Genomic DNA, 14,852 nt, shown 5'->3' with positions numbered 1-14,852 from the left:
GTGGATCCTCCCGGGCGATCTTACGGGGGCGCGGTCCGGCCATTCTCCATGGAGACACGCCCCACAATGGACCCATGAGGATCTCGGCGCGGGCGGATTACGCGGTACGGGCGGTGCTGGAGCTGGCCGTACGGGAGGGTAACGGCCCGGTGAAGGCAGAGGAAATCGCTGTCGAGCAGGACATCCCCCACAAGTTCCTGGAGGGCATCCTGGGTGATCTCAGGAGGGCGGGGGTCGTCGACAGCAGGCGCGGCGGCGGTGGCGGCTACCGGCTGGCCCGGGCCGCGGCCGCCATCACTGTGGCGGATGTCATCCGGGCGGTGGACGGTCCGATCGTGTCGGTGCGCGGAGAGCGCCCGACGGGCCTGGCCTACACGGGCACGGCCCAGCCCCTGCTCCCGCTGTGGATCGCCCTGCGCGCCAATGTGCGCCGCATCCTGGAGGGCGTCACCGTCGCCGACCTCGCGGCCGGATCCCTGCCCGGGCCGGTCGAGGCGCTGGCGGCCGAACCGGCGGCCTGGGAGAACCCCTGAGGGTGGCGTGGCCGCCGGGGCGCGGGGTGGACGCCGCGGCCTGAGGCGGGCGCCGGGGCGCGGGCGGGCGCCGGGGCGCGGGGCGCGTGAAAAGCCGGAAGTGAATGGCCGGAGTTCGCCCTGCCGGGCCGGCGCGGGGCTTCCTACGATTCCCCTCGCCTCCCCGCCCTTCACAGGTTCCACACAGTTTCTTCAACGGTGAACGGACGGGTCGGAGGTCGCACCCCCCACTCGACAACCTGGAGAAACCATGGCTGGTGGACTCCTGCTGGGCGGCGCCGTAGCCGCTCTGCTCACCACCGCGCTACCCGCCCAGTCCCCCTCCTCCGTCTTCGACGACCCGCCCCCGGACAAGATCGTCATCGACGTGGCCACCGTGAACGGCTCCGGCTGCCCGGCCGGCACGGCCGCCGTCGCCGTCTCGCCGGACAACACCGCCTTCACGGTGACCTACAGCGACTACCTGGCCCAGGCCGGCGGTAACTCCGACCCCACGGCCTTCCGCAAGAACTGCCAGCTCAACCTGGTCGTGCACGTGCCCCAGGGCTTCACCTACGCGATCGCCAGCGCGGACTACCGGGGCTTCCTCTCCCTCCAGCCCGGCGCCACCGCCACCCAGAAGGCGTCGTACTACTTCCAGGGCTCCTCGAACACCGCGGCGAAAACCCATCCGTTCAGCGGCGCCTACAACGACGACTGGCAGGCCACCGACCAGACCGACTGGGCCCAGCTGGTCTGGGCGCCCTGCGGGGTGCTGCGCAACTTCAACATCAACACCGAACTGCGCGTGAACGCGGGCAGCACCAGCCCCGGCAAGGTCAGCTTCATGACGATGGACTCCACCGACGGCGACATCAGCACGGTGTACCACCTGGCCTGGAAGGAGTGCCCGCGCGGTTAGCCGCGCCCGCTACCGGCCCGCGCCGGCGTGACCGAGGAAGCGTGCCCAGGCGGAAGGGGAGAGGGCGAGCCGGCCGCCCTCCCTGTCCTTGGAGTCGCGGACGTGGATGAGGGTGGGGGTGGGGGCGACCTCTACGCAGTCGCCGTCGCCGCCGCTGCTGTAGCTCGACTTGCGCCAGGCCAGGGCGACTTCGATGCAATTGTCGCCGGAGCCGCTGCTGTAGCTGCTCTTGAACCACGCCAGTTCGGAGGTGCTCATGCGTCTCCTTGCATCCGTTGCAGCAGGCTCAAGGAGTCCCGGATGGTGAGAGCCTGTGAACGCATCCTGGCATATCGGCTCTGGAGCACACTGACCACCTTTTGGTCGGCGATGAACTGTCCGCTCTCCTGTCCCTCGCTGTAGGCGAACCACTTGTGCTTCCGGTCCTCCAGTAATGCGATGGGCCCGTGAAGTCCAGCGTGCGACGGCTGAGCCAGCGGCATGATCTGCACTTCTACGTTGCGCAGTTGTGCCATCTCAAGCACATGCGCGATGGCCCCGCGGGTGACCTCCCGACCGCCTGTGCACCGGAGGAACACGTGTTCCTCGACGATGAAGTTGAAGGCGGTGTTCGGCCGCTCGCGCAGCAGGCGCTGACGGTCGGCACGAGCGGCCCAACTGGCCTCGATCTGCTCATCGCTCAGTGGCGGTAGCTCGTCGGCGAACAATTGCCTCGCGAACGCCTCGGTCTGCAACAGGCCGGGGATCATCCTGCACTCGTAGTTGAAGAGGTTGATCGCCGTTTGCTCAAGGGCAGCCCACCGCCGGAACCAGGATGCGAGCCCCGGCTGGCGTTCCAGGAATCCCGCCGCCCTCCGCAGGGCGCCCGTGTTGCCGAGGACCCCCTCCGCCGCTTCCACGAAGCCCATGTCCGGCATGCGCCTGCCCAGCTCGACGGAGGCGACCGTGTGCTTGGAGAAGCCCACGTGCCGGCCGAACTCCTCCCGGCTGAGCCGGTGATACTCGCGGAGCGCCTGTACCACCGCCCCGAATGTGCGCATGCTGTCCGAGGACTCCGGCTCGCCCGCCCGACCGTCGACCAACGCGGTCACCTCCCGCGCACATGGTCACGGCCCGTCACGAGTACTGTCCAGTCCGTCACCGCGTACGCTCGCGCGGCGTACGCGCGCCGGACCTGGTGAAGTCCGGTCGGCGCACGCCAGATTGGGCGCATGGAAGCACCTGCCACCCCCTCCGCCCCGGTCACCGTACGTACGTTCACCCAGCGCCTCAGTGCGACTCCCCGTGGGGCCCGCCTGGCCCGGCGGTTCGCGCTCGCCCAGCTCGACGGCTGGGGCATCCCGGGCGGCAGCGGGACCGCGGACGCCGTCGCCGTGATCGTCGCTGAGCTGGCCGCCAACGCCGTCACCCACGGGCGCGTGCCGGGCCGCGACTTCGAGCTGACGCTCTCCCTGCTGCCCGGGAGCCTGCGGGTCGAAGTGACCGACACCCGCGCCGACCGGCGTCCGCCCGGCCCGGCCGACGTGAGCGAGCCCGCGCCGCTCGCGGAGACGGGGCGCGGGCTGCTGCTGGTCGACGCGCTGGCCGACCGGTGGGAGGTGGTCGACCGTGACCCGCCGGGCAAGACCGTGCGGGCCGAGGTGGACGTACCGGTGTGGCTGCCGGGACGGCACGGGCGATGAGACCGCTGGGACGGCGGCGGGACCCCGCTCCTATCCCGTCCGGTCCATCCCCGCCGCGTTGGGCCAGCTCTGGGCGTTGGGCCAGCCGGTCGCCGGGGCCGGGGTCAGGCCGGCGGCGGGAGCCGGGGCCGGCGGGGCCGTCATGCCGCGCACCTGCGCGGCGGTGAGGCCGCCGCGTGCCGGGACGCCGGGCGGGGTGGGCCCCACCGCGGCGGCGGGCGCCGGGACGGGCACGGGCGCCGGCATGGGCACGGGCGCCGGCACGGGCGCCGGGACGGGCACGGGCGCCGCGAAGGGCACCGGGGTCGGAGCGGGCGCCGGGGGTGGGGGCGGGGCCGTCGCCGCCGGGGGCATCGGCGCGGGCGTGGGCGTGGGGACCGGCGCCGGGAGGGGGACCGGCGCCGGAGTTTGGGGTGCGGGTGCCGGCGGCGCCTGGGCCGCCGCCGGCACCGGCGTCCCGCCGCCCATCGGCACGGCGGCGGGAAGCGGCATGCCGGCGCCGGCGGCCTGGGCGGCCAGGCCCTGCACACCGGCTCCGTTGGTCTCGTTCATCAGCCGGTCCACGGCCGCCGTACCCGAGCTGTAGCTGGTCCCGGTGCTCAGCTCGGGTACGGCGGCTCCCCTCCTGGTCCCGTAGAGCACCTGCTCCAGGCCGGACACCAGGCGACGCACGTCGACCTGGGGGCGCACCACGAGTCTCAGGAAGCGGCTGGACGAACCGATCTTGTTGCCGCACTCGCGGACCAGGATCCGGTGCTCGGTGAGCATCCGGTCCCGGACCACGGTGCCCTCCGCGCCGACGGGCAGCCGCACGAAGAGGAAGTTGCCCTGGGAGGGGTAGACGGTGAGGCCGGGCAGCGCGGAGAGGTGGCTGGCCATGTCGAGGCGGTCCCGGCGCACCTGCAGCAGGCTCTGCGCGTACTCAGGACCGTGCTCGCGCAGCATGAACACCACGTGCTCGGCGAAGGAGTTGAGGTTCCACTTCGGCAGCATCGAGCGGACCCGGCCGGCCAGGGCCGGGTTCGCCACGAGGTAGCCGAACCGGATGCCGTGCAGCCCGAAGTTCTTGCCGAGGCTGCGCAGGACGATCACGTTGGGCCGGAGCATGGCCTCCTGCACCACGCTCGGTTCGGCCTCCGCGTCGGCGAACTCCAGGAAGGACTCGTCGATCACCACCAGGTCGAGGTCCGCCATCGCGTCCATGAACTGCACGAGCTGCTGCTTGTGCAGATAGCCGCCGTCGGGGTTGTTCGGGTTGCAGACGACGGCCGCGCGGGTGCCCCGGGCCCGGATGAACTCGGCGTACTGCGCCAGGTCCAGGCCGAAGCCGTTCGCCTCCTGGAGCGGGAACATGTCCACCCGCTTGCCGGTCTCCATCGGCTGGTCGGTCCAGCGGCCGAAGGTGGGCACCGGCACGGCCAGCGACTCCCGCACCAGCAGGTGGTCGATCCAGGTGATCAGCTCCGTCGAGCCGTTGCCCATCGCCACGCACTGCGGCGGGAGCTGGAGCAGGCCGCACAGTTCGGCGGTGATGGTGTCGGCACCGCTCGGGTAGTACGTGACGATCTCGCGCAGCCGGGCCGCCATCTCCTCGAACATGGCGGGGGTGGGGAAGTACGGGTTGCACGGAATGCAGAAGTCCACCGGGCCCGACCCGTCGCTCTCCCGCGTCAGCGCCGCCATCGAAGGGCTGTGCGCGGCGGTGTTGCGGAACAACGAGGTGACGTTGTCAGGCAAGGGGACCTCCGTCGAAGAGTGGCCCGTGCGGGGGAGCACGGGCCACCCCTGGATACGCGGGGGGCGCCGGTGGCGTTCAACTCACCGCCGGTGTGAGCCGGTTCACGCCCGCCCGCGCCGCACGCCCCGCCTACGCCGCACGCCCCGCCTGCGCCCCACGCCCCGCCCGCGCCTCACGCCCCGAACGTGTGCACCGTGCTCGTCCGGTACGTCTGCCCGGGCCGCAGCACGGTCGACGGGAAGGCGGCGTGGTTGGGGGAGTCCGGGAAGTGCTGGGTCTCCAGGCACAGCGCGTCGCCCTGGCGGTAGGTGCGGCCGCCGGTGCCGGTCAGCGTGCCGTCGAGGAAGTTGCCGGAGTAGAACTGCAGGCCCGGCTGGTCGGTGGCGATGCGCAGGGTGCGCCCGGAGCGCGGGTCGCGGAGCGTGGCGACGTGCTCGGGCCGCGCCGTGATGCCCTTGTCCAGCACCCAGTTGTGGTCGTAGCCCTTGGCGAGCACCTGCTGCTCGTGCCCGGCCCGGATGTCCCGGCCGATCGGCTTGGCGCGGCGGAAGTCGAACGGGGTGCCGGCGACCCGCGCCAGCTCACCGGTCGGGATGAGACCGGCGTCGGTGGGCGTGTACCGGGCGGCGGCGATGGTGAGCTCGTGGTCCTCGATCGTGCCGCTGCCCTCACCGGCCAGGTTCCAGTAGACGTGGCTGGTGAGGTTGACGACCGTGGCCCGGTCGGTGGTGGCCTCGTAGTCGATCCGCCACTCGCCGCGCCGGGTGAGGGTGTACGTCACCTTCGAGCGCAGCGTGCCCGGGTAGCCCATCTCCCCGTCGACGCTCGTGTAGTACAGGCGCAGGCCGACGTCGGCGCCGTCGGTGAACGGCTCCACGTCCCACACGCGCTTGTCGAAGCCCTTGGCGCCGCCGTGCAGGCTGTTCTCCCCGTCGTTGACGGAGAGCTGGTGGGCCGTGCCGTCGAGGGTGAACCGCCCCTTGCCGATGCGGTTGCCGTAGCGGCCGATCAGCGCGCCGAAGTACGGGCTCTTCGCCACGTAGTCGTCGATGTCGCCGAAGCCCGCCACCACGTTGGCGTGCCGGCCGCGGGCGTCCGGGACCTCAAGCGTCTGGACGACCCCGCCGTACGACAGCACCTTCATCCGGATGCCGCCGTTCGCCAGCGACCAGCGGTACACCTTGGTGCCGTCCGCCAGCCTGCCGAAGAGCTCCTTCACCGGCCGGCGGCCGGGGGCCGCCTGCGCGGCGCCCCCGAAGGCGGTGGCGGCGACGCCCGCCGCCGCCGCTCCTGCGATGACCGTACGTCTGTTCAGTTCCACTTGGGACTCCTGCGCATAGGAGGGGCCCCGCCGGTGGTCCGGCGGGGCCCGAGCTGACTTACGAACCGGACTTGCGCTTGTTCCACACGTCGAACCCGACCGCCAGCAGCAGGGCCAGGCCCTTGATCACCTGCTGCCAGTCGGTGCCGACGCTCAGGAGGTTCATGCCGTTGTTCAGCACGCCGAGGACCAGACCGCCGATGATGGCGCCGAGGACGGTGCCGACACCGCCGCTCATGGACGCGCCGCCGATGAACGACGAGGCGATCGCCTCGAGTTCGAAGTTGACGCCCGCCTTCGGCGAGGCCGCGTTCAGCCGGGCGGCGACCACCAGCCCCGCCAGGGCCGCGAGCACGCCCATGTTCAGGAAGACGTAGAAGGTGACCTTCTTGTCCTTCACGCCGGACAGCTTGGCCGCCGGCAGGTTGCCGCCGATGGCGTAGATGTGGCGGCCGAAGACCGCGTTGCGCATGACGTAGCCGTAGCCGACGACCAGCGCACCGAGGATGATCAGCACGATCGGGGCGCCCTTGTAGCTGGCGAGCAGCAGGGTGAGCACGAGGATCGCGGCGACCAGGGCGGTCAGCTTGAGCAGGAACAGCCGGGCGGGCAGCACCTCCAGCGCGAACTCCTGCTGGCGGCGCCGGTCCCGGACCTCCTGCCACACCACGGCCGCGATCAGCACGAGACCGAGCAGCAGGGTGAGGTTGTGGTAGTTGGTGTCCGGGCCGGTCTCGGGCAGGAAGCCGTTGCCGAGCTTCTGCAGCCCGTCGGGGAACGGGCCGAGGGTCTGGCCCTTCAGCAGGATCTCCGTCAGACCGCGGAAGAGCAGCATCCCGGCGAGCGTGACGATGAAGGACGGTATGCCCAGATAGGCGATGAGGAAGCCCTGCAACGAGCCGGCCGCCGCGCCCACCAGCAGGCACAGCACCAGCGCGATCGGCCAGGACACGCCGTGCTGGACGGTCAGCACCGCGGCGAAGGCCCCGACGAACGCGGTCAGCGAGCCGACCGACAGGTCGATGTGCCCGGCGATGATCACCAGCATCATGCCGATCGCGAGGATCAGGATGTAGCTGTTCTGCAGCACCAGGTTGGAGACGTTGCGCGGCAGCAGCAGGTCCCCGTCCGTCCAGACGGCGAAGAGGACCACGATCAGGCCGAGCGCGATCAGCATGCCGTACTGGCGCATGTTGCGGCGCAGTCCGTCCAGCATCACCTGGAGCAGCCCACCGGCGCCCGGTCCGCTCCTGCCCGGCGGCGCGGGGGCCGGGCTCTTGGCGGTCACATCCGTGCTCATCGCGTCACCTCTTGGTCCTGCGTGTCTTTCGTCATATGGCGCATCAGTACTTCCTGGGTGGCCTCGGCCCGCGGCACCTCACCGGTCAGCCGCCCGGCGGCCATCGTGTAGATGCGGTCGCACATGCCGAGCAGTTCGGGCAGCTCGGAGGAGATGAAGACCACCGCCTTGCCCTGGGCGGCGAGCTGGTCGATCACCGTGTAGATCTCGTACTTGGCGCCCACGTCGATGCCGCGGGTCGGTTCGTCGAGGATCAGCACGTCGGGTCCGGAGAAGATCCACTTGCTGAGGACGACCTTCTGCTGGTTGCCGCCCGACAGCTTGCCCACCGGCTCGAACACGGTCGGCGCCTTGATGTTCATGGTCTTGCGGAAGCCCTCGGAGACCTGCCGCTCCTCGTGCTCGTCGACGATGCCCCGCCGGGCCACCTTGCTCAGGGCGGTCAGCGAGATGTTGCGGTTGATGGTGTCGATCAGGTTGAGGCCGAAGTGCTTGCGGTCCTCGGTGACGTACGCGATCCCGTGCCGGACCGCCTCGGCGACGGTCTTGGTGCGGATCTCCTCGCCGTCCTTCAGGACCGTGCCGCCCGCGTACCGGCCGTAGGTGCGCCCGAAGACGCTCATCGCCAGTTCGGTGCGCCCCGCGCCCATCAGGCCCGCGATGCCCACGATCTCCCCGCGGCGCACGTGGAGCGAGACGTTGTCCACGACCTTGCGCTGCTGGTCGATGGGGTGGCGCACGGTCCAGCCGCGGATCTCCAGCGCCGGCGCGGCGCCCTCCTCCGGACGGTGCGGGGTGCGCTCCGGGAAGCGGTGGTCGAGGTCGCGGCCGACCATGCCGGCGATGATCCGCTCCTCGGTGGTCTCCGGCGCCTTCACGTCCAGCGTCTCGATGGACCGGCCGTCCCGGATGATCGTCACCGAGTCGGCGACCCGGCGGATCTCGTTGAGCTTGTGGGAGATGATGATCGAGGTGATGCCCTGCTTCTTCAGCTCCAGGATCAGTCCGAGGAGCTTGCCGCTGTCCTCGTCGTTGAGCGCGGCCGTCGGCTCGTCCAGGATGAGCAGCTTCACCTGCTTCGACAGCGCCTTGGCGATCTCCACGAGCTGCTGCTTGCCGACGCCGATGTCGGCGACGCGGGTCTCCGGGTGCTCGTCCAGACCCACCCGGCGCAGCAGCTCGGTGGCGTGCCGCAGGGTCTCGTTCCAGTCGATGAGCCCGCGCCGGGCGTGCTCGTTGCCGAGGAAGAGGTTCTCCGCGATGGAGAGGTACGGCACCAGCGCCAGCTCCTGGTGGATGATGACGATGCCGTGCTGCTCGCTGGCCCGGATGTCCTTGAACTGGCAGACCTCCGACTCGAAGAGGACGTCTCCCTCGTAACTGCCGTACGGGTGGACGCCGGAGAGCACCTTCATCAGGGTGGACTTGCCGGCGCCGTTCTCCCCGCAGATGGCGTGGACCTCGCCCTGCCGGACGGTCAGGGTGACGTCCGACAGCGCCTTGACACCGGGAAAGGTCTTGACGATCGAGCGCATTTCCAGGACGGGTCCCGCCATGGTCGTGCCTTCCAATCCGTGGGTAGGGGCGGGTTACTTCAGCTCGGACTCGGTGTAGTAGCCGCCGTCGACCAGGACCTGCTTGTAGTTGGACTTGTCGACGCTGACCGGCTGGAGCAGGTAGGCGGGCACGACCTTGCTGCCGTTGTCGTAGGTCTTGGTGTCGTTGACCTGCGGCTTCTTGCCCTTCAGTACGTCGTCGACCATGGTGGCCGCGACCTTGGCGAGCTGCCGGGTGTCCTTGTAGACGGTCTGCGTCTGCTGGCCGGAGATGATCGACTTCACGGAGGCCAGCTCGGCGTCCTGGCCGGTGATGACGGGCAGCGCCTTGCTGCCGGAGCCGTAGCCGTCCGACTTCAGCGCGGACAGGATGCCGATGGAGATGCCGTCGTAGGGCGAGAGGACCGCGTCGACCCGTCCGCTCTTGTAGGACGAGGTGAGGATGTCCTCCATGCGCTTCTGCGCGGTCGTGCCGTCCCAGCGCAGGGTGGTGACCTTGTTGAGCGCGGTCTGCCCGGACCTGACGACGAGCTGCTTCTTGTCGATGTACGGCTGGAGCACGCTCATCGCGCCGCCGAAGAAGTACTTGGTGTTGTTGTCGTCGTTGGAGCCGGCGAACAGTTCGAGGTTGAACGGGCCCTTCTTGCCCTTGCTCAGCCCGAGCTGGTCCACGATGTACTGGCCCTGCAGCTTGCCGACCTTCTCGTTGTCGAACGAGGCGTAGTAGTCGACGTTCTTGGTGCCGAGGATCAGGCGGTCGTAGGCGATGACCGGGATCTTGGCGTCCGCGGCCTCCTGGAGCACGTTGTTCAGCGACTTGTTGTCGATCGCCGCGACGATCAGGCCCTTCACGCCCTGCGTGATCAGGTTCTCGATCTGCGAGACCTGGGTGTCCGGGTCGTCCTCGCCGTAGACCAGCTTGGTCTTGTAGCCCTTGGCCTGGAGGTTCTTCTCGACGTTCTTGCCGTCGGCGATCCAGCGCTCGGAGGACTTGGTCGGCATCGCGATGCCGATCGTGCCGCCCTTGGCGTCGCCGCCCTTGGCGTCGCTGCCGCCCTCGCTGTTCTGGCCGCAGGCGGTCAGGGTGAGGGCGAGCGAGGCGGCCGTGGCCATCGCGGCGAGTGCGGCTCTGCGGTTGAGCATGGTGATCCGTCCTTGTTCTTCTCGGCGTTGAGAGGGGTCACACGGTGGTCGGGAAGCGGTGCAGCGTTCCGGGCAGCCGGGAGCCGAGCGGCGCCATGTCGCCGTCCGCGCCGTGCCGGGCGAGCAGGTCCAGGGCGAGCCGGCCGCGCCGCACCCGCTCCCGGGCGGTGTCCAGGGTCACGTCCCGCAGGTGGGTGCCCCACGGGTAGATGCCGGGAGCCTTGGACAGGCCGAACTTCAGGTAGAGCGGTGCGCCGCGCCGGATCAGCTCGGCGACCTCGTACATCCGCACGTAGCCGCCGAGGTCGTCGGGGGCCTCGATGTACATGTCCATGGGGGCGCCGGACACCCGGCGGATCTCGGTGAGGTGGTCCAGCGTCAGGTCGCTGGGGACGTTGACCGAGTCGGCGCCGAGCCGCTCGTACACCGCGTACGAGGCCGGGTTGACCGGGCCGATCAGCGCGGAGACCTTCAAGGTGGTGTCGGCCGGGATGATCCCGGCCGTGCGCGCCCGGTGCAGGGTCCACAGCACGCCCTCGTCCGCGACCAGCAGGCACTTGACGCCCAGTCCGGTGGCGCGGACGGCGTCCTCCACGCAGCCGGCCACCGCGTCGTGGCCCCGGGCGCGCAGTCCGGCCCCCCGCGAGTCGGAGCGCACCGAGCCGCCGATGTCCCAGGTGCCGCGCGGGCCGGTGAACAGGCAGAGCTCGATGTCCCGTTCGGCGGTCGCCTCGACCATCTCGGTGATCTCGGCGTCGGTGAGCATCCACACGCCGCTGCCCTGGCTGATCCGGTGGATCGGCACGTCGAGGCGCGAGGCCTCCTTCAGCACGACCGCCAGCGCTTCGGGACCCTCGCACGAGGGAATCTCGGTGCGCCAGCGGCCGCCGCCCGGGAAGCCGTGGGCGGAGGCGTCGGCGGGGTCGAGGGCGGGCGCGTCCAGGCCGAGTGCGGCGAGCACCTGCTCGCCGGGCCTGCGGACTGCCGGAGCGGAAGCGTCGGTCACTTGCTGTCCTTCGTGTTCGGTATTTCGGACGAGGTTCGCGGCTCTGGGTACGGAAAAGGCCTCGCGGCACGCCGGCCTGGGCGTGGTCGGGTCACGTCCCGGCCGGCGCGCGGTCAGGGGCGCAGCAGCACCTTGCCCACCTTGGGATCACCGGCTCCCACCAGCTCGATGGCGTGCGGGAAGTCGGTCAGCGGCAGCTCGTGGGTGACCAGCGGCAGCGGGTCGAGCAGCCCGGCGCCGAAGACCCGTACGGCGTGCGCCCAGGCGTCCGGCGGCGCCCCGAAGACGGTGTGCACCTCGAGCTGCCGCACGACCAGGTCGGTCGGGTCGAGCCCGTCCGCGCCCGGCGCCGGGATGCCCGTCAGGACCAGCCGTCCGCCGCGCCTGAGCAGCGCGGCCGCGGTGCGCGCGGCGGACGCGGACCCGGCGGTCTCGATCACGACGTCGAAGTCGCCGGGCAGGTCCTCGTCCCGGAGCCGGAAGCCGCTCGCCCCGAACCGCCGGGACAGCGCCTCCCGGGCGCGTCCGGTGCCCACGACCAGCAGCTCCGCGGGCGAGAGCGCCTTCAGGAACTGCACCGCGAACATCCCGAGCGTGCCCGTGCCGACCACCGCCACCCGCTCGCCCGGCAGGGCGCGGGCCTTCAGCGCGGCGGCCGCGACGCAGGCGGCCGGCTCCAGCAGGGCGGCGGCGGTGAGGTCGGCGTCGTCCGGCAGCGGGTGCAGCAGCCGGGCCGGCAGGGTCAGGGTCGACGCCATGGCGCCCGGCCGGGTGAACCCGGTCTCCTCGTACCCTGCCGTGCACAGCGTGGTCTCGCCCGCGTGACAGCGGTCGCACACCTGGCAGTTGCGGAAGCCCTCGCCGACGACCTTGCGGCCGGCCAGGCCCGCCGGTACCCCGGCGCCCACCGCCCGCACCGTGCCGGACCACTCGTGGCCGGGCGTGAGCGGGTAACGGACGTAACCCTCGGGCCGGTTGCCCTGGTACACCTCGCGGTCGCTGCCGCAGATGCCCACCGCGTGCACCGCGACCAGCGCCTCGCCGGGACCGGGCGGCCGGGGCGTGTGCTCCTCGACCCGGTGCGCGCCCGGCGCCTCGACGACGACCTGCGAGCCCGGCGAGGTCACTTCGTGCCCTTGGGCTTGCGCTGCTCCCAGCCCTCGGCCCACAGGTCGAACCGGGCCTGCTGCTGCGGGAACTCGGCGGCCGCGTCGGTGTCCAGCTCGACGCCGAGGCCGGGCCGGTCGGAGAGGTGGAAGTAGCCGTCCACGACCTCCGGGGCGCCCTTGACCACCTTCTTGATGTCGGCGTCGGCGAAGTCGTTGAAGTGCTCCAGGATCTTGAAGTTCGGGGAGGTGAAGCCGACCTGGAGCGAGGCGGCGGTCAGCACGGACCCGCCCACGTTGTGCGGGGCGACGAGCATGTAGTGGGTCTCGGCGGTGGCGGCCAGCTTCCGGGTCTCCCAGATGCCGCCGATGTGGCCGACGTCCGGCTGGATGATGTCGACGGACTGGCTGTCGAAGAGCTCGCGGAACTCGATGCGGTCGTGGATGCGCTCACCGGTGGCGACCGGGATGTCCACCTTCGCGGCCACCTTCTCCAGCGCCCTGAGGTTCTCCGGCGGGCACGGCTCCTCCAGCCAGGCCGGCTTGAAGGGCGCCATCTCCTTGGCCAGCCGGACGGCGGTGGCGGGGGAGAAGCGGCCGTGCATCTCCAGCATCAGCTCGGCGTCCGGCCCGATGGCGTCCCGCACCGCCTCGATGAGGGAGACCGCGTACAGGGTCTGCTCGTGGTCCAGTTCGAAGTGCCCGGTGCCGAACGGGTCGATCTTCAGCGCCCGGTAGCCGCGCTCCACGACCCCCTGCGCGGCCTTGTGGTACGCCTCGGGCGTCCGCTCGGTCGTGTACCAGCCGTTGGCGTACGCCTTGACCCGGTCGGTGACCTTGCCGCCCAGGAGCTGCCACACCGGCACGCCGAGCGCCTTGCCCTTGATGTCCCAGCAGGCCATCTCGACGACCGCGATACCGGACATGACGATCTCGCCGGCCCGCCCGTAGTCGCCGTACTTCATCCGGCGCACGAGGTCCTCGACAGCGAACGGGTCCGATCCGAGAATGTGGTTGGCCTCCGCCTCGCGCAGATAGCCGATCAGCGCGTCGGTGTGGCCGAGCATCCGGGTCTCGCCGACTCCCGTGATCCCCTCGTCGGTGTGCACCTGTACGTACGTCAGGTTGCGCCACGGCGTCCCGACCACGTGCGTGCTGATTCCGGTGATGCGCACGGCAGTTGCCCCTCAACTGTTCGAGATTTCGTCACTCGTTCGAAATGCTGGCGTGACAGTAAGGACGGTGCGGCGGGGGTGTCAATGGGTCGAACAGGTAACAGTTTCGACATGGCGTGCGGCGGTCTTTCCGGTCCCGCACGAAACCTTCACGAAGGTGGCTGGTTACGTGACCGGCGGGGAATCTAGTCTTCCGGCGTCATGGACTTCTGCCACCCGTGCCAACGGCACCTCAACGGCGCCCTGGCCTGCCCCGGGTGTGGCGCACCGGCCCGGCCCCACGCCCCGCGCGCGGACGGGTCCGCCGCGCCCGGGTACGCCCCCGCGGTGGCGGGTCCGCACGGCCAGGACGCCTACGGCGCGACCCCCGCGCCCCACGCGCACGCCGGGCACCCCGCGCCCCACGCGCACTGGCACTCCGGCGGGCCCGCCGGCCCGGGCGGGGCGCCGGCCGCGCGCGTACCGCATCAGCCGGGGGCGACGGCGGTCCCGGACGCGTACACGTACGAGGGCGGGGCCGCGCACGGTTCGGGCCCCGGCGGGCAGCCGGGCACGGACGGTCAGGGTGACGGCCACGAAGGCGCTGTAGACGGTGGCGGCGACGAGCCCCGTGACAGGGGCGAGCACGACCGCCACGAGGACCTCGACGACCGTGACCACGACGACCGTGCGGATCGCGACGGGCCCGGCGAGCCCGTGGGCCGGGCCGCCCGGCGCCGCTCGCGGGGGCGGGGCCGCGGGGCGGCCGGGGACGGCGAGGACGCCGGACCCGCCGCCGACACCGGCCGCCGGGACCGCAAGGCCGCAGCGCACCGGCGCCGCAGGCGGCGCACGGTCCTGATCGCCGCGGGGTTCGTGCTGGCCGCCGGCGGGCTGAGCCTCGCCGAACTCGGCACGGACGCCCCCTTCACACCCTTCGCCGGCGACTCCTCGACGTCGGCCGGGGAGACCGCCGCCGACGACGGCGGCGGCGCCTCCGCGTCCCCGGGCCGGACGTCGGCTCCCTCGGACGGCGCGTCGGCTCCCACGGCGTCGTCCAGCGCCTCCCCGTCCACGGACCCGTCGGGCTCGGCGTCCGCCTCCGCGTCCGCGTCCGAGTCCCCGAAGGACAAGCCCTCCGGATCCCCCGCCGCCGGCGACACGGCGGACCAGTCCGCCGGCCCGGGCGCGGACACGGCGACCGCGGCCCCGCCGGGCGGCCCGTCGTCCCCGCCCGCCGCCACGCCCACGGCCGGCCCGACGACCGCGGACCCCGAGCCGACCCCCACCCCGACGAAGAAGTGCGACCGGTTCCTGTGGTGGTGCACCTGACCCGTCCCCGGCGCCGTTGAGTCGAACGGGTGCACCTCGCCGTACCGATCAGGGGAAGCCCGGCGCCGGAGCGGGCGTTG

Annotated in this window: 14 protein-coding genes; 4 read left to right on the top strand and 10 right to left on the bottom strand. The window is 71.5% G+C overall.

The window, feature by feature from the left end; all coding sequences use genetic code 11:
• The first annotated feature begins 74 nt into the window (after nt 1-74).
• Together TNCT1_RS14935 and TNCT1_RS14930 are read left to right on the top strand one after the other, a co-directional pair.
• On the top strand, nt 75-533 hold the full coding sequence (locus tag TNCT1_RS14935) for an Rrf2 family transcriptional regulator (protein WP_143631972.1): 459 nt from the start codon (nt 75-77) through the stop codon (nt 531-533).
• Nucleotides 534-783: 250 nt separating this feature from the next.
• Nucleotides 784-1,434, top strand: a complete 651-nt coding sequence (locus TNCT1_RS14930; protein ID WP_143631970.1) for a DUF4360 domain-containing protein — start codon at nt 784-786, stop codon at nt 1,432-1,434.
• A gap of 9 nt (nt 1,435-1,443) precedes the next feature.
• Here the strand turns inward: TNCT1_RS14930 and TNCT1_RS14925 are convergent, their stop codons facing one another.
• On the bottom strand, nt 1,444-1,692 hold the full coding sequence (locus TNCT1_RS14925; protein ID WP_143631968.1) for a DUF397 domain-containing protein: 249 nt from the start codon (nt 1,690-1,692) through the stop codon (nt 1,444-1,446).
• Complete coding sequence (locus TNCT1_RS14920) at nt 1,689-2,474, bottom strand: helix-turn-helix transcriptional regulator (RefSeq protein WP_143632531.1); 786 nt, start codon at nt 2,472-2,474, stop codon at nt 1,689-1,691. The genes TNCT1_RS14925 and TNCT1_RS14920 overlap by 4 nt, the downstream gene beginning before the upstream one ends.
• A 171-nt stretch (nt 2,475-2,645) precedes the next feature.
• Here TNCT1_RS14920 and TNCT1_RS14915 point away from each other — a divergent pair, with 171 nt between their 5' ends.
• Nucleotides 2,646-3,116, top strand: coding sequence for an ATP-binding protein (locus TNCT1_RS14915; protein WP_143631966.1), 471 nt, complete (start codon nt 2,646-2,648; stop codon nt 3,114-3,116).
• Nucleotides 3,117-3,146: 30 nt separating this feature from the next.
• Here TNCT1_RS14915 and TNCT1_RS14910 read toward each other — a convergent pair whose 3' ends face one another.
• The 8 genes from TNCT1_RS14910 to TNCT1_RS14870 all read right to left on the bottom strand — a co-directional run bounded on the left by TNCT1_RS14910 (nt 3,147) and on the right by TNCT1_RS14870 (nt 13,461).
• Entirely contained in the window at nt 3,147-4,853 is a 1,707-nt protein-coding gene (locus tag TNCT1_RS14910) for a histidinol-phosphate transaminase (protein WP_143631964.1), read from the bottom strand.
• A gap of 173 nt (nt 4,854-5,026) precedes the next feature.
• Nucleotides 5,027-6,175 (bottom strand): aldose epimerase family protein, encoded by a 1,149-nt coding sequence (locus tag TNCT1_RS14900; RefSeq protein WP_143631962.1) that lies wholly within the window; start codon nt 6,173-6,175, stop codon nt 5,027-5,029.
• A 58-nt stretch (nt 6,176-6,233) separates the two neighbouring features.
• Complete coding sequence (gene mmsB / locus TNCT1_RS14895; protein ID WP_143631960.1) at nt 6,234-7,475, bottom strand: multiple monosaccharide ABC transporter permease; 1,242 nt, start codon at nt 7,473-7,475, stop codon at nt 6,234-6,236.
• Nucleotides 7,472-9,031: a multiple monosaccharide ABC transporter ATP-binding protein gene (gene mmsA, locus TNCT1_RS14890; protein WP_143631958.1), complete on the bottom strand. Its 1,560-nt coding sequence runs from the start codon at nt 9,029-9,031 to the stop codon at nt 7,472-7,474. The genes mmsB and mmsA overlap by 4 nt, the downstream gene beginning before the upstream one ends.
• A 33-nt stretch (nt 9,032-9,064) precedes the next feature.
• Nucleotides 9,065-10,174: a multiple monosaccharide ABC transporter substrate-binding protein gene (gene chvE / locus TNCT1_RS14885; RefSeq protein WP_143631955.1), complete on the bottom strand. Its 1,110-nt coding sequence runs from the start codon at nt 10,172-10,174 to the stop codon at nt 9,065-9,067.
• Between the two features lie 37 nt (nt 10,175-10,211).
• Nucleotides 10,212-11,180 carry a hypothetical protein gene (locus tag TNCT1_RS14880; RefSeq protein WP_143631953.1) on the bottom strand — a complete coding sequence of 323 codons (969 nt, stop codon included), beginning with the start codon at nt 11,178-11,180 and terminating at the stop codon, nt 10,212-10,214.
• A 113-nt stretch (nt 11,181-11,293) separates the two neighbouring features.
• Nucleotides 11,294-12,307 (bottom strand): zinc-binding dehydrogenase, encoded by a 1,014-nt coding sequence (locus tag TNCT1_RS14875; protein ID WP_143631951.1) that lies wholly within the window; start codon nt 12,305-12,307, stop codon nt 11,294-11,296.
• Entirely contained in the window at nt 12,304-13,461 is a 1,158-nt protein-coding gene (locus tag TNCT1_RS14870) for a mandelate racemase/muconate lactonizing enzyme family protein (RefSeq protein WP_143631949.1), read from the bottom strand. The genes TNCT1_RS14875 and TNCT1_RS14870 overlap by 4 nt, the downstream gene beginning before the upstream one ends.
• A 327-nt stretch (nt 13,462-13,788) precedes the next feature.
• Between TNCT1_RS14870 and TNCT1_RS14865 the strand changes: the two genes are divergently transcribed.
• Nucleotides 13,789-14,772 carry a hypothetical protein gene (locus TNCT1_RS14865; RefSeq protein ID WP_143632529.1) on the top strand — a complete coding sequence of 328 codons (984 nt, stop codon included), beginning with the start codon at nt 13,789-13,791 and terminating at the stop codon, nt 14,770-14,772.
• Nucleotides 14,773-14,852: the final 80 nt, after the last annotated feature.

The sequence above is a fragment of the Streptomyces sp. 1-11 genome (genome assembly GCF_007176755.1).
Lineage (GTDB): Bacteria > Actinomycetota > Actinomycetes > Streptomycetales > Streptomycetaceae > Streptomyces.
Note: the sequence above shows the minus strand (reverse complement) of the source record. Positions and strands in the feature narration are given on the sequence as shown.